21 protein-coding genes are annotated in these 20707 nt (G+C 58.2%); 8 read left to right on the forward strand and 13 right to left on the reverse strand.

Translation table 11 applies throughout. The features are described from left to right. Positions 1–155 precede the first annotated feature (155 nt). From AC6I8F_RS14740 to aroL, 3 genes are all read right to left on the reverse strand, one after another. Positions 156–914 (reverse strand): IclR family transcriptional regulator, encoded by a 759-nt coding sequence (locus tag AC6I8F_RS14740; RefSeq protein ID WP_058757986.1) that lies wholly within the window; start codon positions 912–914, stop codon positions 156–158. A gap of 288 nt (positions 915–1202) precedes the next feature. Then, positions 1203–1394, reverse strand: a complete 192-nt coding sequence (locus tag AC6I8F_RS14745; RefSeq protein WP_021507229.1) for a YaiA family protein — start codon at positions 1392–1394, stop codon at positions 1203–1205. A 110-nt stretch (positions 1395–1504) separates the two neighbouring features. Then, the gene (gene aroL, locus AC6I8F_RS14750; RefSeq protein WP_021507230.1) at positions 1505–2029 is read right to left on the reverse strand and encodes a shikimate kinase AroL; all 525 of its coding nucleotides are present in this window, start codon (positions 2027–2029) and stop codon (positions 1505–1507) included. A 332-nt stretch (positions 2030–2361) separates the two neighbouring features. Here aroL and AC6I8F_RS14755 point away from each other — a divergent pair, with 332 nt between their 5' ends. After that, the gene (locus AC6I8F_RS14755) at positions 2362–3048 is read left to right on the forward strand and encodes a DUF2076 domain-containing protein (protein WP_459745846.1); all 687 of its coding nucleotides are present in this window, start codon (positions 2362–2364) and stop codon (positions 3046–3048) included. Here the strand turns inward: AC6I8F_RS14755 and AC6I8F_RS14760 are convergent, their stop codons facing one another. After that, on the reverse strand, positions 3049–3492 hold the full coding sequence (locus AC6I8F_RS14760; RefSeq protein WP_459745848.1) for a YaiI/YqxD family protein: 444 nt from the start codon (positions 3490–3492) through the stop codon (positions 3049–3051). It lies immediately after the preceding gene. A gap of 144 nt (positions 3493–3636) precedes the next feature. Here AC6I8F_RS14760 and proC point away from each other — a divergent pair, with 144 nt between their 5' ends. Then, complete coding sequence (gene proC, locus AC6I8F_RS14765; RefSeq protein WP_021507232.1) at positions 3637–4449, forward strand: pyrroline-5-carboxylate reductase; 813 nt, start codon at positions 3637–3639, stop codon at positions 4447–4449. A gap of 116 nt (positions 4450–4565) precedes the next feature. Here proC and AC6I8F_RS14770 read toward each other — a convergent pair whose 3' ends face one another. The 4 genes from AC6I8F_RS14770 to iraP all read right to left on the reverse strand — a co-directional run bounded on the left by AC6I8F_RS14770 (position 4566) and on the right by iraP (position 7995). After that, on the reverse strand, positions 4566–6092 hold the full coding sequence (locus tag AC6I8F_RS14770) for an FAD-dependent oxidoreductase (RefSeq protein ID WP_498028170.1): 1527 nt from the start codon (positions 6090–6092) through the stop codon (positions 4566–4568). A 146-nt stretch (positions 6093–6238) separates the two neighbouring features. Further along, positions 6239–7150 carry a lipid A hydroxylase LpxO gene (lpxO, locus tag AC6I8F_RS14775; protein ID WP_021507234.1) on the reverse strand — a complete coding sequence of 304 codons (912 nt, stop codon included), beginning with the start codon at positions 7148–7150 and terminating at the stop codon, positions 6239–6241. A 199-nt stretch (positions 7151–7349) separates the two neighbouring features. Continuing rightward, positions 7350–7655: a PsiF family protein gene (locus AC6I8F_RS14780; RefSeq protein ID WP_058757988.1), complete on the reverse strand. Its 306-nt coding sequence runs from the start codon at positions 7653–7655 to the stop codon at positions 7350–7352. 85 nt (positions 7656–7740) lie between these two features. Continuing rightward, positions 7741–7995 (reverse strand): anti-adapter protein IraP, encoded by a 255-nt coding sequence (gene iraP / locus AC6I8F_RS14785; RefSeq protein ID WP_021507236.1) that lies wholly within the window; start codon positions 7993–7995, stop codon positions 7741–7743. An 18-nt stretch (positions 7996–8013) separates the two neighbouring features. On the opposite strand from iraP, the gene AC6I8F_RS14790 reads away from it, so the two are divergent. After that, positions 8014–8166: a hypothetical protein gene (locus AC6I8F_RS14790; RefSeq protein WP_155519908.1), complete on the forward strand. Its 153-nt coding sequence runs from the start codon at positions 8014–8016 to the stop codon at positions 8164–8166. Between the two features lie 489 nt (positions 8167–8655). Continuing rightward, positions 8656–11742, forward strand: a complete 3087-nt coding sequence (locus AC6I8F_RS14795) for a beta-galactosidase (RefSeq protein ID WP_498028171.1) — start codon at positions 8656–8658, stop codon at positions 11740–11742. Here the strand turns inward: AC6I8F_RS14795 and AC6I8F_RS14800 are convergent. Beyond that, positions 11675–12973: a multidrug efflux MFS transporter gene (locus AC6I8F_RS14800; RefSeq protein WP_498028172.1), complete on the reverse strand. Its 1299-nt coding sequence runs from the start codon at positions 12971–12973 to the stop codon at positions 11675–11677. The genes AC6I8F_RS14795 and AC6I8F_RS14800 overlap by 68 nt on opposite strands. A gap of 393 nt (positions 12974–13366) precedes the next feature. Between AC6I8F_RS14800 and AC6I8F_RS14805 the strand changes: the two genes are divergently transcribed. Then, positions 13367–13618 (forward strand): biofilm development regulator YmgB/AriR family protein, encoded by a 252-nt coding sequence (locus AC6I8F_RS14805; RefSeq protein ID WP_021313231.1) that lies wholly within the window; start codon positions 13367–13369, stop codon positions 13616–13618. 12 nt (positions 13619–13630) lie between these two features. Here AC6I8F_RS14805 and AC6I8F_RS14810 read toward each other — a convergent pair whose 3' ends face one another. Then, positions 13631–13948 (reverse strand): hypothetical protein, encoded by a 318-nt coding sequence (locus tag AC6I8F_RS14810; protein WP_021507239.1) that lies wholly within the window; start codon positions 13946–13948, stop codon positions 13631–13633. Positions 13949–14198: 250 nt separating this feature from the next. Further along, positions 14199–14498 (reverse strand): I78 family peptidase inhibitor, encoded by a 300-nt coding sequence (locus tag AC6I8F_RS14815; protein ID WP_058758053.1) that lies wholly within the window; start codon positions 14496–14498, stop codon positions 14199–14201. Between the two features lie 532 nt (positions 14499–15030). Here AC6I8F_RS14815 and AC6I8F_RS14820 point away from each other — a divergent pair. Together AC6I8F_RS14820 and AC6I8F_RS14825 are read left to right on the forward strand one after the other, a co-directional pair. Next, positions 15031–15678, forward strand: coding sequence for a CPBP family intramembrane glutamic endopeptidase (locus tag AC6I8F_RS14820; RefSeq protein ID WP_021507241.1), 648 nt, complete (start codon positions 15031–15033; stop codon positions 15676–15678). A 93-nt stretch (positions 15679–15771) separates the two neighbouring features. Beyond that, complete coding sequence (locus tag AC6I8F_RS14825; RefSeq protein ID WP_262258096.1) at positions 15772–16791, forward strand: LacI family DNA-binding transcriptional regulator; 1020 nt, start codon at positions 15772–15774, stop codon at positions 16789–16791. On the opposite strand, the gene AC6I8F_RS14830 is transcribed toward AC6I8F_RS14825, so the two are convergent. After that, positions 16786–17670, reverse strand: coding sequence for a LysR substrate-binding domain-containing protein (locus AC6I8F_RS14830; protein ID WP_338670467.1), 885 nt, complete (start codon positions 17668–17670; stop codon positions 16786–16788). The two genes, AC6I8F_RS14825 and AC6I8F_RS14830, sit on opposite strands and share 6 nt — an antisense overlap. A gap of 152 nt (positions 17671–17822) precedes the next feature. On the opposite strand from AC6I8F_RS14830, the gene AC6I8F_RS14835 reads away from it, so the two are divergent. Next, positions 17823–19202, forward strand: a complete 1380-nt coding sequence (locus AC6I8F_RS14835; protein ID WP_211726366.1) for an NAD-dependent succinate-semialdehyde dehydrogenase — start codon at positions 17823–17825, stop codon at positions 19200–19202. Positions 19203–19258: 56 nt separating this feature from the next. Here the strand turns inward: AC6I8F_RS14835 and AC6I8F_RS14840 are convergent, their stop codons facing one another. Continuing rightward, complete coding sequence (locus AC6I8F_RS14840; RefSeq protein ID WP_498028173.1) at positions 19259–20698, reverse strand: glycoside hydrolase family 1 protein; 1440 nt, start codon at positions 20696–20698, stop codon at positions 19259–19261. Positions 20699–20707 lie beyond the last annotated feature (9 nt).

Consider the following 20707-nt stretch of genomic DNA (forward strand, 5'->3'; position numbering starts at 1 on the left):
AAACGCGCAATGACATTGTGCCCGACACGCGGAACCTCAACGTTTTATTCATCGTTCCCTGATTATTGAAATAAGCAGGTCCGAAGACCTGCTATTTCCCCGGTGTGGCGCGAAGTATTACGCCTTGAAATCAAATTAGGGTTGTCCTGTTTTATTCAGGACGCTGCGCCGTATTTTTCGGCCATCAGTGCAGCCGTTGCGCGCAATTCGCTGAGCAGCGCTTCCGGATAACCCGGGGCCGCTTCCTGCGAAAGAAATGAGAGACACAATGCGGCACTTTCACCGCGGTGTTTATTGGTTACCGCTACGGCAAGCGAGCTAATGCCAGGCAGCGTTTCATTGCGTGCCAGTGCCCAGCCCTGCTGACGAATCAATGCCAGCTCTTTGCACAGTGCATCGATGTTCAGCGGTGAATTGATCGACGCGGTTTGCCAGTTATCGCTGAAGCGCGCGCGCACCTCGTCATCGCTCAGCTGCGCTAACAGCACGCGGCCGGTCGACGTGCCGGTAACCGACACCCGTGTACCCGGCGGCGTCACCAGCTGGGTAAAGAAGCGACCGTGGTACATGCGCATCACCAGCACATCGTCACCGTCCAGCACTGAGATATAGCCCATGCAGCCGCTGCTGGCCGCCAGGCGCGCCATCGGCGCCGATGCGCTGTCAATCAGCGGTGTCGAAAGATAGTGCCCGGCAACGGACAACAGCACGCGGCCAATCTGAAAACAGCGGCTGTCGGGATCGCGCTCCAGTAAGCCTTCACTTTCCATGGTCGCCAGCAGGCGCGACACGGTACTTTTCGGCAGCCCCAGCGCCTCCACCACCTCGGTAAAGGTCAGGCCGGGATGGCCCTGCGCCACGCCAAAGCGCTGAAACAGCTTAAGCACGGCGGCGGCATTTTCGAGTGTGGTCATGGCGCTGGTTTCACTATATGGAACTGAGTTCCTGTATCGATAACCCGAAAGTAAAACGCGACGGTTTATCGGTCAAGCGCAAATTTTGCACCGGACAAAACGCAGGCTATTTAAGGCAGCAGAAAATAAGGGCTAAAGGCAAAATAAAAAGACGTTATCAGGCAGGAAAGCGATTAAACAGAAAAGACGGCAGATTTTATCGCCGTAATTAGCGCATCAGGGAAAATAAAAAATCTATTTAGCGACCGGACGTAATTACGCTAAAGCGGGCATCCCTGCCCACCGGGATTATTCTTTTTCCACATCTTCATAGCGGTCTTTGGCATCCTGCGCTTCCGCTTCCGATTTATGTTCGCTAATTAAGGTATCCGGACGTGGATGGTCAGCCCGTAATTCATACCAGGTGACGGTATTGCCCGCCTGCCCTTTTTCAACGGCAACAATGCGCGCTTCTCGCGGATAGGGTGGTCTGGTTGGCATCGTTTTCCCTCTTATGTCAGGTTTCCACACAGACAGCGGTGATCCTCTGCCTGCTATTGAGTATAGACAATCGAGGATCGCTGTAAAAAAGAGGGAGAATTCTTAGGCAGTTAGCTGGCGCGGGCGAGAGACAGCGATTGCAGAATATGTTCCACCACCTGCTCCGGTGCCTGCATCGCGTTGACTTCATGGTGCGCAGCCTGACGATAGAGCTGCGCGCGTTCACGCAGGATATCTTCCATCTCTTCCGCGATAGGCCGGCCGGTCAGGGTCGGACGCTGTGCCGCTTCTGGCTGGCGCTCCAGCCGATCGGCCAGCACGCCCGAGGGCGCGTTGAGCCAGATGACCTGGCCGTGCTCACGCATGAAGTGGCGATTGACATCAGCCAGCACCATGCCGCCGCCGGTGGCGATTACGCTGGCAGGTGCGGTAACCGCCCGCAGCGATTCACTTTCACGCGCGCGAAAGCTGTCCCAGCCTTCCGTCGCCACAATCTCTGCCACGCTGCGCTGTGTGGTGAGCTGCAGGTGGTGGTCGGTGTCACGAAAGGCATAGCCCAGCGCTTGCGACAGCGCCTGGCCAATGGTGGTTTTACCGCAACCGCGTGCGCCGATCAGATAGATGGGTAATGACATCCGGGCTCATCCTCCGCCGTAGTCTGCCGCGCGGGCAACGTCATCAGGTCAATAATGCGTCGCATGATACCTGGATTTTATTTTATCAGCCAGCCGCGAAGCACGAATTACGCGTATTTCAGCGATAGCCAGCGACAATATTTTGATTTTTAACGGGAAAACGATGCGCATTTCGTGCATCAGGCGATTTGTAAGCGCGGGGCAACATTTGCTTACCAGGCCGCTGATTTACTTTCTGTCACGCAGCCCGCATATACGCTTTATAGTTCAGGCAACGGACGTCCTGTTGGTCGCCTGAAGAACAACACGCTATACCTAACCGGAGGTTCACCATGCAGAACCAGGAACAACAACTTATTGAAAGCCTGTTCAGCCGTCTGAAACAGGCAGAAAGCCAGAGCGGCCCGCGTGATGCCGGTGCCGAACAGTTAATCAATCAGCATTTACAGAGCCAGCCCGGTGCGCCCTACTACATGGCGCAGGCGATCCTGATTCAGGAAGCGGCGATGAAAAAGCTCAACGCGCAGGTATCGGAGCTGGAGAGCCGTCTGGCGCAGGCGCAGCAGCAGGCCCCGCAGCAAAGCAGCGGCGGCTTCCTGTCGAGCCTGTTTGGCGGCGGTTCACGCCCGGCGCAGCCGCAACAGCCGGCATGGAACAGCGCACCGCAACAGCCACAATATGCCGCACCGCCTCAGCAGCAGTATGCTGCACCGGCGCGCGGTACCGGTTTCCTGGGTGGCGCACTGCAAACGGCTGTCGGCGTGGCCGGCGGTGTGGTGATGGCGGACATGCTCACCAGCCTGTTCCACCATTCGCAGCCGGAAGAGATCGTCAATATCATCAACGAACCGGCGCTGCCGCAGGTGGATGATAATCTGGACACCTTCAACGGCAATGACAGCAACAATGCCTTCCTGAATGACAATTCAGGCTGGGACAACAACAGCTTTGCCGATAACAATGATTTCAACGATTTCGGCAGCGGCGGTGATTTTGACGACGACGACAGCTTCGTCTGATCAACGCTGACGTAACCATTTATCCAGTTCGTTGGCAAACTGCTGGCGGTCACGTGGGCTTAATGCCGACGGGCCGCCGCTCTGAATGCCGCTGGCGCGCATCGTTTCCATAAAATCGCGCATGGTCAGGCGCTGGCGAATGGTATCGCTGCTGTAACGCTCCCCGCGCGGATTCAGCGCTGCCGCCCCTTTCTCCAGTACTTCTGCTGCCAGCGGAATATCGCCGGTAATTACCAGCTCGGCCGGCTGCACGCGTTTCACAATCTCGTTATCGGCCACATCAAAGCCGGCAGCTACCTGCAGCGTTTTCAGAAACGGCGACGGCGGTACGCGCAGCGGCTGGTTAGCAACGAAGGTCACGGTGACTTTGGTGCGCTCAGCGGCGCGATACAGCACCTCTTTGATGACATTGGGACACGCATCGGCATCCACCCAAATCGACATGTTTAATCCTTATTAACGGGCAATGCCTGCGATCTTGCCGCGCTGATCGCGAATGGCAAATGTTATTTGTGCGCGACTTGTTATTCACTGCCGCTGACGTAAGCTAACCCACTGAGAAAACCGAACCACGTAAAGGATAAAGCGATGCTGGAGAAGAAAATCGGGTTTGTCGGCTGCGGCAATATGGCGAAAGCCATCATCAGCGGCCTGGTGAACAGCGGGCAGATCGCCCCGGCCAATATCTGGGTGCACGATCGAAAACCCGACACCAACCAGGCGATGGCGCAGCAGTATGGCGTGACGGCGGCGGAAAGCGTCGAGAGTCTGGCACGTGAAGTGGACATTCTGTTTGGCGCGGTGAAACCCAACGTGATTCTCAAAGTGCTCAAGGATCTGGCCGGCCAGCTGAAGAAAGATGCGCTGGTGGTGTCGATTGCCGCAGGTGTGACGCTGGATTCGCTGGCGGCGGTACTCGGTCACGATCGTAAAATCATCCGCGTGATGCCGAATACGCCGTCGCTGGTCAATGAAGGCATGACCTCTATTACGCCGAACGTGCTGGTGGAACCGCAGGAAGTGGACGAGGTGGTGACCATTTTTGAGAGCTTCGGCAAAGCGGCGGTGGTGAACGAGTATCTGATTCATGCCGTGGTGGGTGTCAGCGGCTCGGCACCAGCTTACGTGTTTATGTTTATCGAAGCGATGGCTGATGCCGCCGTGCTGGGCGGCATGCCGCGGGCGCAGGCTTATCAGTTTGCGGCGCAGGCGGTGAAAGGTTCTGCCCAGATGGTGCTGGAGACCGGCAAACACCCTGGCGAACTGAAAGATATGGTGTGCTCACCGGGCGGCACCACCATTGAAGCGGTAAAAGTGCTGGAAGAGAAAGGCTTCCGCGCTGCGGTGATGGGCGCGATGCAGCAGTGCATGGCGAAGTCCGAGGCGCTGAGTAAGCAGTGATGGTGCGGGGTTTCCCTCACCCTAACCCTCTCCCGCAAGCGGGAGAGGGGACTGTTGGGTGCTCGTTTGTCTCTTCCGCAGGCGGGAGAGGGGACTGTTGGGTGCTGGCTTCAGGATCAGCCCTGATACGCTTCAAACAGCGCCAGGCCTTGTTCCAGCGTCATTGGCTGCTGCATCTCATGCACCAGCGCGGCGGTGAGCGTATACATGCCGGCTGAACACACTGCCGCAATCATGCCCTGCTGGCAGTAAAAAGCGATGAAGCGTTTGTCCTGCAGCGATCCCAGCAGGCGATAATCATCCCACTCCTCTGCATGCCCCAGATACTCATAGCGGGTGCCGTAATGCGCAGTCCAGAAGAACGGCACGCGATCGTACATGATGCGTTTGCCCAGCATATTCAGCGCGGCAATGCGCCCCTGCTGATGCGCCACGCGATAGTGCTCAATGCGCTGCACGCCACGCGGCGTGAGATAGCTGGCAATATCCCCCGCCACCCAGATGTTTTCACTGACCCGCAGCTGACTGTCGGCCAGCAGGCTGCCATCCTTCTGTAAGGGCAGGTCGTGAATAAAATGGGTGGCCGGCACAATGCCGGTGGCAAACAGCACCTGGCTGGCTGGCACGGTTTTGCCACCTTTGAGCCGCACGCCACTCACTGCGCCTTCGCCGCTCAGCGCTTCCGGTTCACCCTCGACAAACTTCACGCCGTTGCTGCGGTGCAGCTCATAAAAATGACGGCCAATCTCTTCGCCGAACTGGCTGGCAAACGGCAGCGGATGACGCGCCACCACCGTGACATCAATGTCGCGGTTTCGCAGCGCACCGGCCACTTCCATACCGATAAAACTGTTGCCGATAATCACCAGCTGCTGCGCCTCATCCACCTGAGAAATCAGCGCGTCGGCCTGGCGCAGTGAACGCAGCAGGTGCACGCCATCCAGATCCTTGCCCGGGATATCAAGCGGCTGCGGCACGCCGCCGGTCGCGATCAGCAGCTGGTCAAACTTCACCTGCTGCCCGTCTTTCAGCACCAGCGTCTGCTCCTGCGCCTTCAGCTGCACCACCTCCCCCTGCAGCCACACCACCGGGCCCAGCACATCCTGTTTCAGCAGCTTTGGTACCTCGTCGATGGCCATCTTGCCGGAGGGGACAAATTTACTCAGCGTGGTGCGATCGTAAGGTGCGTCGCTTTCACGCTCGATACGCACAATACGACCGCTAAAGCCTTCATCGCGCAGCGTCCAGATCGCAGCACTGCCCGCCGCGCCAGAGCCGAGAATCACGCACACCGGCGCTTCACCCTGAGCTACCGGCGCACTGGCCGGCGACATCGCCTGCGGATTGATCAGCACCTGCCCCTGTTCAATGCGCACCGGATAGCGTTTGAGATTGGCCAGCGCCAGCGGCTCGCACATTTTGCCATCGCGCAGTTCAAACACCGCCTTATGCCACGGACACACCAGTTTGTCGCCGCACACTGCGCCCTGCTCCAGCGGCGCGCCCGCGTGCGGACATTTTGCCTGCAGCGCCTGCACGCGGTCGCCGTCGCGAATCAGCACCATATCCGTTTCGCCGACGGTCACTTTAGTGGGTTTACGCTGCGCCAGCGCCTTGAGTTCCACGACAGATTGATAGCTCACGGTTCGCCTCCTTCGGGGTTATTCGTCTGATACGACAATTCCTTACAAAGAGTAAGTGTGGCAAAGCGTGAGGATTTAGCAGGAGAAACAAAGCGAAACGGCGGTTAACTGACTGTTAAACCGCCGTTTTAAGCGGCACGAAAGGATCAGAAGAACACGCTGGGCACGATGATTAGCGCGAAAATCGCCACAATCAGTCCATGTTTGACCCAGTAATACAACCGGCGATTGCGTTTCTTCAGGTTCTGACCGGCATCGCGCAGCGCATAAACGTATTTGAAGATGCGGTTGAGGAAGCCGGTACGATCGTTTTCGTCGTTGGGCGATGCCGCTGCTGACATTAACGTCGAGCCCACCCAGTGATTGACCGCCTGTGCCCAGCGCCATTTCATTGGCCGCTCGATATCGCAAAACAGAATGATACGCGTCTGCTCGCTTTCATTCTGCGCCCAGTGCACGTAAGTTTCGTCGAAAATCACCGCCTGACCGTCGCGCCAGCTGTGGCGCTGACGATCCACTTCAATAAAGCAGCGATCGTCGTTCGGCGTTTGCAGCCCGAGGTGATAGCGCACCGAACCGGCATAAGGATCGCGGTGTTTGCCCAGATGGCTGCCCGGCGGCAGTTCAGCAAACATGGCCGCTTTAACGCCGGGAATGTTGCTCACCAGTTCGGTGGTTACCGGACAGAGTTCGCGCGCTGACGGATGTGCATCGCTATACCATTTTAAATAGAAACGCTTCCAGCCACGCTTGAAGAAGGTATTAAATCCGGCATCGTTATGCGTCTGCGCCGCTTTAATGTGATCCTGCAGGCGAATGGCTTCATCGCGAATCACCTGCCAGTTATCGGTCAGCTGACGCAGCTCAGGAAAATCCTCAACCGGAAAATAGGGCTGTTTAGCCGGCAGTCGCGACAGCCCGGTCATAAACATATTGATCGGCGCCATAAAAGTGGAGTGATCAAATAACTGACGGGAAAACTTTTGCTTTTCCACGCCGCGTGAGTGGGCGTAAAGCACACTAATAATAAATACACCAATAATGATCGCAGCGACCATACAACAGGTTCCTTATGTTGCACGTAAAGCCGCTCTGTCCACGGTTAAGCGTCAGAGAGACTGGATGGGGAGAAATGGAATTTTATGTAAGGATTTTGTAAAGTTTTGGCAACGCGTGCCGTTTATGACAGAAAAAATACGTCGCGCATTAACCCTGCGAGTGCGGACACAAAAAAGCGGCCCGCAGGCCGCCAGAGGTTTAAGCACTCTTCTTCAGACAGCTGCTCATAAAGGTTTTACGCGCATCGCCGCTGAGTTTTTTCTCTCCTGCTTCGCTATTACAGCTTTTCATTTTCATCTGCTGCGGCGTCATATTGCCCATTTTGCTGTCTTTCTTCAGGCATTCGCTCATAAAGCTTTTACGCGCATCGCCTTTCAGATTTTGCGCGCCTGCATGCTGATTACACAGCGTCATTTTTTCCTGCTGCGCGGTTTTCTCCGCCGCGCCCGCACCGCCAGCCAGCAGCAGGCCTGCTGCCATTATTGCCACAAGACACGATTTCATTGCCGGTTTCTCCGTGTGATTATTGCCTGTTAAGCATGGCACGGAATAAGCAAAGCGGAAAAAAATCTATGCGCATACGGCGGGATTATTCGCGCGGGTGGTTGAGCAACTTTTCGACGTAATTACGCAGCATCAGCGCGTCCGGATTTTCCTGCACGGAAGCGGCGGGCGGCATCGCGCGATCAATACCCGCCGCGATGTCGCTAACCTGGGCGGCATCCAGTCTGCGCAGCATGGCGGTGAGCACGATTTCCAGCGCCTCAACCTGGACCACTAATTCTTTAGACTCTTCTTCTTTTTCTGCCAGCTTGAGCAGGAGTTCCGCAATCAGGTTTTTCATGCGATGGACTCAGTCAGAATGGGAAAACAAAAATTAGCATTGGCAGGATTAAAACAACAAGAATTTTTGCCGGCCAGAGGAAAAATAATGGTTAGCCGAAGCGTAAAAAAAGTGGCTGAAATTCAATATATAACGGCGAAACGTTTCACTGACAAAATACGCCGCAGATAAAACGTTTCGCATCGCTACATTAATTATGCACTGGCGCTAAATTAACGCGGACCCTGATACCCATGGCCGGGACCGCCACCGCCAGGACCACCCCAACCTCCGCCGCCGCCGCCCGGCGGCGGAAAAAGACAACCGCTTAACGCGGACACCAGCGCTACAACAGCAGCGAGCTTAACGATACGGATCATATTGACCTCAGGTTGCTGAAATTGCGCTGAGTGTATGAAGCGGCGGTTAACACGACAATACAGAATGCTCCGCAACCCGGCGCTATTCATGCCTGCTCACCACGCTTAACGTTTTAGTGGCAAGAAACCGCTAAAAAAGCCTCACAGACCGCTCAATACGCCAGCTTAAGTTACAGCGAACGCTGTGCCGCAAACGTCAGTGCTGCTCGCTGTGCGCGCAGTAACAAAATTGCGCGCTGCGTCTTTACAGCTATCGCTATTTCACGCAATGTGAGCGCAATACAATTAATGAGATCTCACTATGACCTTAGCGGCTGTTTGTCTGAGTGAAGTGCTGGCGCGCCGTGACTGGGAAAACCCGGTTATCACCAGCCTGCATCGCCTGGACGCGCATCCACCGTTTGCCAGCTGGCGCGATGAAGTCAGCGCGCGCGATGGCCATCCCTCACCTGCGCAGCAGCGGCTGAGTGGTCAGTGGGCCTTCAGCTATTTTAGCGCGCCGGAAGCGGTGCCGCACAGCTGGCTGCTACAGGACTTACCGGACGCCGCAACGCTGCCGGTGCCTGCCAACTGGCAGTTGCACGGCTACGACGCGCCCATTTATACCAACGTGCAGTATCCCATTCCGGTCAATCCCCCTTTGGTGCCACGCGAGAACCCCACCGGATGTTACTCGCTCACATTTAAAGTTGATGACGGCTGGTTAAGCCAGGGGCAGACGCGCATCATCTTCGATGGTGTCAGCTCGGCCTTTTATTTGTGGTGCAACGGACAGTGGATGGGCTATTCGCAGGATAGCCGCTTACCCGCCGAGTTTGATCTCAGCCACGCGCTGCAGCCGGGAAACAACCGTCTGGCGGTCATGGTGCTGCGCTGGAGCGACGGCAGCTATCTGGAAGATCAGGATATGTGGCGCATGAGCGGCATTTTCCGCGACGTGACGCTGCTACACAAACCGGACACCCGCCTGAGCGATGTGCAGATCGAAACCGCGCTCAGCCCGGAATATCTGCGCGGCGATTTACGGGTGAGTGTCAAAATCCATGCCGGCACGCGCCCGCTCAGTCAGTGTCGGGTACGCGTCACGCTATGGCGCAACGGCGACTGTATTGCGCAGCACGAACAGCCGCCGGGCAGCGCCATCATTGATGAACGTGGACACTATCCGGAACGTACCCTGCTGGTGTTGCCGGTGCGGCAACCGCTGTTGTGGAGCGCCGAAACGCCTCATCTCTACCGCGCGGTCGTCACGCTGCTTGATGATGCCGGCGAGGTGATTGAAGCCGAAGCTTATGATGTGGGTTTCCGTCGCGTCAGCATTGAGCACGGCCAGCTGTGCCTCAACGGTAAGCCGCTGCTGATACGCGGCGTTAATCGTCATGAGCACCATCCCGAACGCGGTCAGGTGGTGGATGAAGCCAGCATGCGTCAGGACATTGAACTGATGAAGCGCCACAACTTTAACGCGGTGCGCTGCGCTCACTATCCTAATCATCCGCTGTGGTATCGGCTGTGCGATGAGTACGGCCTGTACGTGGTTGACGAAGCCAATATCGAAACGCACGGCATGCAGCCGATGAACCGCCTCTCCGACGACCCGCGCTGGTTTGCCGCCTATAGCGAACGCGTAACGCGCATGGTGCAGCGCGATCGTAATCATGCCTGCATCATCATCTGGTCGCTGGGCAATGAGTCCGGCCACGGCAGCACGCACGATGCGCTGTACCGCTGGGTGAAAAGCAGCGATAGCACGCGCCCGGTACAGTATGAGGGCGGCGGTGCCAACACGGCGGCCACCGATATTCTGTGCCCGATGTATGCGCGCGTCGATCAGGACCAGCCCTTCCCGGCGGTGCCGAAGTGGTCACTGAAAAAATGGATCAGCCTGCCGGATGAAGCGCGTCCGCTGATCCTGTGTGAATACGCTCATGCGATGGGAAACAGCTTTGGTGGCTTTGCCAAATACTGGCAGGCATTTCGCCAGTTTCCGCGGCTGCAGGGTGGCTTCGTCTGGGACTGGGTCGATCAAAGCCTGACGCGCTATGACGAACACGGCCAGCCGTGGCAGGCGTACGGCGGCGATTTCGGTGACACGCCCAACGATCGCCAGTTCTGCATGAACGGGCTGGTGTTTGCCGATCGCACGCCGCATCCGGCGCTGTTTGAAGCACAGCGCGCCCAGCAGTTTTTCCGGTTTACGCGCGATCCCGGCGATGCGTATCGCGTGACCGTCACCAGCGAATATTTATTCCGCCGCAGCGACAACGAACGGCTGCGCTGGTGGATTGAGCAGGACGGTGTAACCCTCGCGCGCGGTGAATGGGTGCTGGATCTCGATGCCGAAGGCAGCCACACCTTTACCGTGCCCGCGCCTGAAGCGCTGCAGGGTGAAGCGTGGCTCAACCTCGCGGTGCATCAGATCGCCGCCACGCCCTGGTCTGAGGCGGATCATCGCGTGGCCTGGGATCAGTGGGCGCTGCCGGCCGCACTGCCGGTTACGTTGCCGCCGCTCAGCGCCTGCGCGCCCCAGCTGGAAACCAATCACAATCTGGTGGCGGTGGTGCTGCCCACGCAGCGCTGGCACTTCTGTCGCCGCAGCGGCGCGCTGCTGCAGTGGTGGGTGAACGATCGTGAAACCATGCTGACACCGCTGGAGGAGTGCTTTATTCGCGCACCGATCGATAATGATATCGGCACCAGCGAAGCTGCCAATATCGACCCTAACGCCTGGGTCGAGCGCTGGAAACGCGCGGGCTATGATCGGCTGCAAACAGAGCTGCTGGCGATGCAGGTCGACAGCCTGCAGCACGGCGTGCAGATTGAAACCTGGCATCGCGTACTGGGTGAGGGTCAGCATCTGTTTACCAGCCATAAGCGTTATGGCATCAGTGGCGATGGCGAACTGACTATCAGCGTCGATGTACAACAGGCCGCCGGTCTGCCGCCGCCCGCGCGCATCGGCCTGCGCTGCCAGCTGGCTCAGGTCCCGCACCAGGTGAGCTGGCTGGGACTGGGGCCTCATGAAAACTATCCGGATCGCCAGCTGGCGGCGCAGTTTTCACGCTGGCAGCTGCCGCTGGCAGCGCTCAGCACCGGCTACGTCTTTCCGGGTGAGAATGGCTTGCGCTGCGGCACGCGCCAGCTGGATAGCGGCAGCTGGCAGATCAGCGGCGACTTTGCCTTCTCGCTCAGCCGCCACAGCCTTGAGCAGCTGCGCGCCACCTCGCACCGCCATTTGCTGCAGGACGAACCCGGCTGCTGGCTGCATCTCGACGGCTTCCATATGGGCGTCGGCGGCGACGATTCGTGGAGCCCGAGCGTCAGCCCGGAGTTTTTGCTTTCTCAGCGGCGCTGGCACTATGCGCTGACGCTGCGTCAGCCGGCTTAGTGGCGGCCGCCGCGCTAAGGGGTTTCAGCTCGGTTTTTGGCCGGCGATAGAAGCGCCGCAGCAACAGCACGTTGAGCAGGACGACGACCGCGGTAGCGAAGAATACCCAGCGGTAACCGGTAGCGGCTGAGACCGCTGCACCCAGCAGCGGTCCGGCGACGTTACCGAGGTACATGAACGACTGGTTATAACCAAAAATACGGCCGGTGACATTATCGCGTGAGTGACGCACCAGCAGGGTTTGCACCGCCGGCATCATCGCGCCATCGGCAAAGCCGAGCAGAAAGCGCAGGACGCCCAGCTGCGTGGCGCTGGTGACAAACGACATGGCAATCAGCAGCAGCAGCGAGGCGATCATGGTCGCCAGCAAAATGCGCTGGGTACCGATGCGATCGCCGAGTTTGCCGAGACGCGGTGCGGCGATGAGTGCCGACACGCCGGGCAGCGCGGCAATCACACCACTGAGAAACGCGATATTCTGCGCATCCGGCGCCAGCTCACGCACGAACAGCGTCAGGATAGGATTCACCGAGCCGTTACACATCTGAATCACCATGGTGGTGACGAACAGGCAGAACATCAGGCGTGGATTATCGAGGCTGCGCATCACCTCGCGTCCGCTCAGTTTGTCCTGCTTGCTCACCGGCGTGTAGCCGGTCTCCTTAATCAGAAACAGCGTCACCAGAAAGCTGACCATCAGCAGTACCGCGGTAACGATAAACACCATGCGCAGGCCCAGCCAGTCGGCCAGCAGACCGCCAATCATCGGCCCGAGGATCACGCCGCCAATTTGTCCGGTCGACACGCAGCTCAGCGCCCAGCCGCTGCGCTCACGCGGCACCTGCGCGGCCACCAACGCCATGGCGTTGGGAATATAACCGGACGTCAGTCCCATCAGCGCGCGCAGCAGCAACAGCTGCCACGCCTGAGTGACAAACGCCTGCAGCAGAATCACCGCGCCCATGCCAAACGAAGCGCGCAGCAGCATCAGCTTGCGTCCTTTGCGATCGGCAAGGCTGCCCCACAGCGGCGCCACGGCGGCAGAAACAATAAAAGTGACACTGAAGGTCAGGCCTGACCAGATACTGAGCGCGTTGCCGCCACGGATACCCAGCTCTTCCACGTAAAGCGGCAGGAAAGGAATGATCTGACTGATGGCCAGGCCGGTAAAAAAGCAGCCAAACCAGACGGATATCAGATTGATCTTCCAGGATTCGATGGAGCGTAGCATGAGCGCAGATGTCAGAAAAAATGAAACGAGGGTTCAGTCTAACAACCTCGTAACATTACCGGACGGCAAAACATGGCATGAGGATGAAAACGCAGTTTTTCGCTGCCGGGCGTGATTCTGCTCACAGCAAATAGGGCGATGCCTCACTTTTGTAGTGTCTTTATGTGCGGTTACCTGGCATAAGGCCCGATAAGCGCATCGCGAGAGACGGCAAACGTGAAAAAATATGACGATTCGTTACTGACAATATTCCACACCGCATCTATGTTTAAAAAATCACCAGTCATCACTGGCGAGGCGCTGCCCGTCCTGGACAGTCCGCATGCTTAATTCAGGTTTTCAGTTGCTGCCCGTCGTGGGTGGCAGGCTTCGTTGTCTCTGCGGAGGTCGGCTATGAGAACGCACCATGACAGCGCCAGTCGGGCGATTACCGACTATTTCAACAGCCCCGCCTGGCACGCGCCGCACGAGAGCGATTTGCTGGCCGCCATCATGCGCGAGCTGATGGATGATGGCCAGCCCGCCACCAATAAAGCGGTGATTGCCCGCGTGATTACCCGGCTGGAAGTGGAAGGCGATGAACAGCGCCTGCAGAGTTACCGCAACCTGCTGGCGCAGCTGTTAGAAGCAGGGCCGCAAAAATAGCGGCCCCGGAGATTATTTCACCACCCGCAGCTGGTCGGCTTCGCTGACCACTGCTTTACCGCTCTGACGCTGATACAGGCACAGTTCCCGCCCCAGCTGATTTTTCATGTGCTTTTGCGGATAGCGGCCTTCGAGCAACAGCGCATCGTAGCCAACGCTGTCGTCGTACATGATCGGCTTGCCTACCACTTTCACCGCTTTCAGACCGCTGGCCTGCACACACGCCTGCTGCAGGTTTTTATCGTGTTGCTGCCATGCTGCCTCGCTTGAGGCCTGCGCCAGCGGGCTGAGCAGCAGCGTCAGACACAGCGTTCGGGTCAGGTATTTCATCGTCACTCCTGTAAGGTCAGTCTGTTATTGCTGCCTGTACGCCTGGCGTCGCAGAGCCGCGATTCATCGCGCGCTATGGCGGGGGCAATATGGCGCAGCAGGCAGGTTATAGCGAAAAAAATTCCCGCCGTAGCGGGAAGAAACAAGACGAGCATTGCATATTCGAGAGTGACGAGGAAATCTCCGTAATGCGCATTTATCCTCGCCCGCCGCCGTGACAGCCCGATGACAATGCCGTGTCCGTTTGGTGTTACCCGCAGTAAACCCGGGAAATTTTCCCGTTCTGATCGCCGAGGAAATTCAGGCGGCGCAGATTGAAGTCCATGGTGGCGGCACCGTTCCACGGAATCGCGCGCACCGGTACGGCAAAGCGCTGGGTATCAAGCGCGCTCAGCGGCTGACCGAGGTAGTTCTGATACTGCGAGGCACCGCACTGGTCGGTTTCCGGATCGTGGCTGACGGCGTGACTGCTGTCAGTTTTACTGGCTGACTGACAGGCCGTTAAGGCGAGCATCGCCGTCAGCAGCAGCGCTTTTCCATAATGATTCACAATTTTCTCCTCCTGGATAATGAACAAGCGGGTTCCTGAGAGTAACAAAGCGTGCCGCCGATGCGAAAATTTTTCCAGCAGACTGGTCGCATTGCGTGACAAAAGGCGCGATTTTCTGCTCACATTTTCGGATTAATCGCACGCTGTGTCTAAAAATCACCCGGCCAGACGCTACAATTATCTAAGACTTTTCTGAGGAGATAATGATGGAACTGGCTATTTTTATCGGCTTCGCCATCGTGATGACCTTCGTGGCCGTCCGGGTGCGTTAAGCCTCGTTAATTTTCTCTCTGCCGTTGTGCACCAGACGGTGCCAGCGGCATCCTCCGCGCCAGATAAGTGATTCGGTTCCCTCTCCGCCTGCTCGCCAGATGAAAGCGCAAGCCATCATGCCGCGCATCGCCTGCGATGAGGCGGTCGGTTAGCGCCGCGATTGTGGCGTATCTGAACCGGCGAAAATCTCCGCAAACGCACCTCGACAGCACCGATCGCCGTTGCTACTATGCGTCTTCCTCTGCCCGCTGAGTCGCCTATGGACACCCAATCCGACAAAGTTACGTTGACCCTGTTTTACGTCGGTAGCTTTGTGGTTTATTACCTCGTGACCATGCTGATTACGCTGTTTCCCAATTACGGGACGCTGCGCAATAACGGCTTGCTGGTGCCAGTGCTGTGCCTGTTTGAATTTGCCGTGATCTATCCCCTGTACCGTTTTTACTGCCAGCGCCGCAGCGACATTCCTCTGGGCTTTCTGCGTCCCGGCCAGGCACTGCTGTTCATCGGCGCGCTGTTTGTGCTGATGGTGGCGCAGACGCAGTTCCTGCAGCCGGAAGGCTGGCTGATTGAACAGAGCCAGCAGGGACGCAGCTCAATGCTGATTCTGCTGCTCACCGCCGTGCTGCTGGCGCCGGTGTTTGAAGAGGTGCTGTTCCGCGGCTTCCTGCTGCAGGCGTTTTTGCTGTGGGCGCCCAAAAGCCGTTTTGCCTGCATGTTGCTTACTTCGCTGCTGTTCGCCGCGTTGCACACGCAATACGTGCACTGGGAAACCATCGTTGCGCTGACGCTGTTCTCGCTGCTGCTGTGCTACGCGCGTCTGCGCAGCAACAGCCTGGCGTTGCCGATTTTTCTGCATACGCTGAATAACCTGATAGCCATCCTGCCCGCCTGGTTCTACGCCTGATCCCCCTCACTGTTTGCTAACGATGCCATTAATTTCCCTGCATTTTCAGGTACTATCGCTTTTTAGCCTGCAGGAATGATGGTCGAAGCGCTGATGATTACTATGCTGGATGTGGCCCGCAAAGCGGGCGTTTCTAAAGCCACCGTGTCGCGCGTGCTGGCGGGCAACCGCTATGTCAGCAAATCCACGCAGCAGAAAGTGTTTCAGGCGATAGAGGAAACCGGCTACCGCCCGAATCTGCTGGCGCGCAGTCTGGCGACGCAAAAATCGCAGAATATCGGCCTGATCGTCACTCATTCGCTGTTTAACGGCCCCTATTTCAGCGAGCTGCTGTACCAGACGGCCACGCTGACCAATAACTATGGCCGCCAGCTGATCCTCGCCGATGGCAAAACCAGCGCTGACGATGAGCGCGCGGCAATCGAGTTTCTGCTCGATCTGCGCTGCGACGCCATCATTATCTACCCGCGTTTTCTCGACACCGCCGCGCTGGAAGCGATCATCGACCAGCACGATATCCCGATCATGGTGGTTAACCGCCGTCTGACGCAGCACGCGGCGAACTGCGTCTGGGCTTCGCATCAGCAAAATACCCGTGATGCGGTGAACTACCTGATTGCGCGCGGTCACCATGATATCGCGTTTATCACCGGACTGGCGGGATCGCCCACCGCCGCCGCGCGTCTGGCTGGCTATCAGCAGGCGCTGGCCGATCATCAGCTGCCGTATGAAGCGGCGCGCGTACTGCCGGGCGCGTGGACGCCGGAGAGTGGTCAGGCAGCGGCACGCCAGCTGCTGAGTGCCGGCGTACCGTTCAGCGCGCTGATGGCCAGCAATGACGATATGGCGATTGGTGCCGCGCTGGCGCTGAATGCGGCGGGCAAACGGCTGCCGCAGGATGTATCGCTGATGGGCTTTGATGATATTCGCATGGCCGAATTTTTCCTGCCGCCGCTCACGACGGTTCACGTGCCGGTGGCGGAGATGATTCAGCACACGCTGGCGCAGCTGGTGGCGATGCTGGAGGGCGAAGCGATTGCGCCCCTGCCGCCGTTCAGCGGACGGCTGATTGAGCGCGCCTCCGTGGCAGATGGACCATTTCGCCGCTCATAACGCCTCGCCGGTATCCTGCGTGACCAGCCACTGCTCCAGCTGCTGTAGCGTAGCAGCCTTAACGCTCTCCTGTGGGCGCACCAGATAATAGGTGTGCCGGCCACAGTCCAGCTGGTAATCCTCCATGGCGATCAGCGTGCCCGCCTTCAGCTCCGCTTCCACCAGCACGCGCTGCGCCAGCGCAATCCCCTGCCCTTCAATGGCGGCCTGATAGGCCAGCGCCGAACTTTCCATCTGCCGCCGGTGCGGCAGCGCGTCCATTTCCACGCCAAATGCTTCGCACCAGCGCTGCCAGTCATCAGGACGTCCGCGCACCAGCAGCAGGGTATGCTGCGCCAGCCCGGCCAGATGCATGCTGGCGCGTCGGTCAGCCGTCGGACGGCAGACCGGCACCAGCACGTTTTTTACCAGCGGCGTGGCGTGCTGCTGCGGCCACGTACCGTCACCAAGCCGAATCGCCGCGTCGCAATCCACCGTATCGTCCCATTCCGACGCGGTCGTCAGGCGCACGTCAATCGCCGGATGCGCCAGCTGAAACTGTGCCAGCCGCGGAATCAGCCAGCGGGTGGCGAACGTGGTGAACGAGTGCAGCCGGATGACCGTGCGGCCGGCATTGCGCTGCAGCGTGGCGCTCGCCTGGCGAATACCGTCGAGGTGCTGGTTGATTTGCAGAAAATAGGCATTGCCGGGCAGCGTCAGTACCAGCCCGCGCCCCTGACGCTGAAACAGCGCCGTGCCAAAGTACTCTTCCAGCAAACGAATCTGACGACTCACCGCGCCTGGCGTCACCGACAGGCCATCAGCCGCTGCCCGCACGCTGCCGCTACGGGCGACATATTCAAACGCCAGCAAGGCATTCAGGGGTGGCAAATCACGCATCAGTTAACCGTTCAGTTTTTCTCAATGATGGAGCAATTTTAATCGATTGTGGCGAAAAGGCCAGACGCGCATCATTTCTGCACAGCGGCAGCCAGCCCGATAGCGCTGACTGCCAGGTTGTCACATTGATTCTGACACTGGAGCACACTGGAATGATTAAAGTCACCAATCCTGCCGACGGCAGCCTCGTCGGCGAAGCACCGTTCATGCGCCACGACGAGGTCGCGGCCGCTATTGATCGCACCTGTGCCGCGTTTCCGGCATGGGCGGCAAAAAGCGCGAAACAGCGCAGCGACCTGCTGCGTGGCTGGTACGATCTGGTACGCGCCGATAAGCACCTGTTTGCTGAACTGATGGTCAGGGAGAACGGCAAATGCCTGAGCGAAGCGCTGGGCGAAATCGAGTACGGTCTCGGCTTTATTGAGTGGTATGCGGAAGAGGCCAAACGCGTCAACGGTGATACCCTGCCGTCGCACGATGCTAACGCCTCCGTGCTGGTGGTAAAAGAGCCGGTCGGCCCGACCGCGGCCATCACGCCGTGGAACTTCCCGTTTATGATGATCACCCGCAAAATTGCTACCGCGCTGGCCGCGGGCTGCACCATGATCATCAAACCGGCAGAAGAGACGCCGCTTACCGCGTATAAACTGCTGGAGTATGCCCGTCAGGCCGGTATTCCCGCTGGCGTGTTTGAGATGGTGACCGGCGATCCGCAAGCCATCGGCGAAGCGTTTACCAGCGATACGCGCATCCACAAAATCTCCTTCACCGGATCAACCCGCGTCGGCAAACTGCTGGCGCAGCAGTGCGGGGCCACGCTGAAAAAGATGACCATGGAGCTGGGCGGCAACGCGCCGTTTATCGTGTTCGCCGACAGCCCGCTGGAAGAGAGCGTGGCCGGGCTGGTCAGCGCCAAACTGCGTAACTCCGGCCAGGTGTGTATTTCGCCTAACCGCATCTTTGTGCATGACGCGATTTACGATGCCTTTGTGCAGCAACTGGTGAAAACAGTCAGTGAGATCCGTGTCGATCAGGGTATGCAGCAGGAATTTGTGGTTGGCCCGCTGATTAACCGCATGGCGCTCGATAAAGTCACCGCGCTGGTGGATGATGCGGTAGCACAGGGGGCGACGCTGCGCCTCGGCGGCAAGCCACACGCGAAGGGCGGGCTGTTCTATGAGCCCACCATCCTGTGCGATCTGGACGCCTCTTTTGCCGTGCACAACACCGAGATTTTCGGACCGGTGTTTGCCCTGTACCGTTTCAGTGATGAAGAGCAGGTGATTCGCTGCGCTAACGACACCGAATACGGTCTGGTGTCCTATGCGTGGACGCGTGACGTTGGCCGCGCTTTCCGCCTGTCGAAAAAACTGGAAGCCGGCATGGTGATCCTCAATTCCGGCTCAGTCGGTACGGCGTCAGTGCCGTTTGGCGGTATCAAGCACTCCGGCTACGGCCGCGAGGGCGGCCATTACGGTATTGAAGAGTATGTGCAGGTAAAATATGTGCTGATGGCGGGACAACACCGCTAATCACGCGGCTGGCGCGGCGGCGATCCAGCCGGGATGCCGCCGCGCCGCGCCGCGCGTTAGTATTCCACCTCCGCATCAGGCTGTGCACCGTTATTGCGGATCAACTGCTGATACCAGAAAAAGCTCTTCTTGCGATAGCGCGCCAGATCGCGCAGATCGTGTTCATCGCGGTTAACGTAGATAAAGCCGTAGCGTTTGCTGATGCCCTGATGGGTGCTGACCAGATCGATGGCCGACCACGGACAGTAGCCAAACAGCTCGACGCCATCGGCAATTGCCAGTCGTAGCTGAGCGATATGCTCGCGCAGATAGGCAATGCGGTAGTCGTCATACACCTTATTGCCCGCCTCCAGCGTGTCGAACGCGCCGAGACCGTTTTCTGTCACAATCAGCGGCAGCCGATAGCGCGCATAGATCTCCCGCGCGGTAATGCGGAAACCGACCGGATCGATATACCAGCCAAACTGATTCTGCTGCAGATGCGGATTGTTACAGCCGACGTACACCGATTTGTCGATGCCGGCCATCTGCTGGTCGGCCTGCTGCTTGCTGTTCAGCTCACCGCGCGCGACCTCAGGCATGTCAGCACTGACGGTGGCCGATGCATAATAGTTGAAGGCGATAAAGTCCGGCTGACCGGCGGCGATGGTCGCCATATCCTCCGGCTCAATGTGCGGCAGCCAGCCGCGCTGCTGCAGAAACGCCCACACTACGTTGTTGTAATGGCCGTGCACCGCCAGGTCGAGGTAGAGCCAGTTGCGGATCGCTGAAAAGTTATCGGCGGCCAGCACATCTTCCGGTCTGGCGCTGGCGGCATAGATACAGGAGATGTTCGGTGCCGGACCAATTTTGGCCTGCGGCAAGCGCTGGTGACAGGCAATCATCGCTTTGGCCTGCGCCAGCATCATATGGTGGTTCTGCTGATACAGCGTCTTCTGCGCATCCACCGTGCCGGCCGGCAGCGTGCCAATCACCTCGCCTTTGAGGATCATCATGTTCTGTTCATTGATGGTCAGCCAGTATTTCACCCGGTCGCCATAGTGCTCGAAACAGGTGATGGCGAAGCGCTCAAAGGCGGCCACGGTGCGCCGGTTTGACCAGCCGCCATCCTGCTGCAGCGCCCACGGCAGGTCGAAGTGATAGAGCGTGACCAGCGGCTCAATGCCGTGGCGGCAAATTTCATCAATCAGCTGCTGATAAAACTGAATGCCCGCCGGATTCAGCTCGCCGTCACCCTGCGGATAGATGCGGCTCCAGGCGATGGAGAATCGATAGGTTTTCAGGCCCAGCTCCGCCAGCAGCGCGATATCTTCCCGGAAGCGATGATAGTGATCGCTGGTGACGGTGAAATCCGTCATCCCCTCAGGAAAATGGCCTTTATCGATCACCGACGGCCCTTTGCCGTCTTCGTTCCAGGCACCCTCAACCTGATACGCCGAGGTTGAAGCGCCCCACAGAAAGCCGTGCGGAAACGCACCGGGGTTGGGATGTTGCATACTGCCTCC

The organism is gamma proteobacterium symbiont of Axiagastus rosmarus (assembly GCF_059730925.1).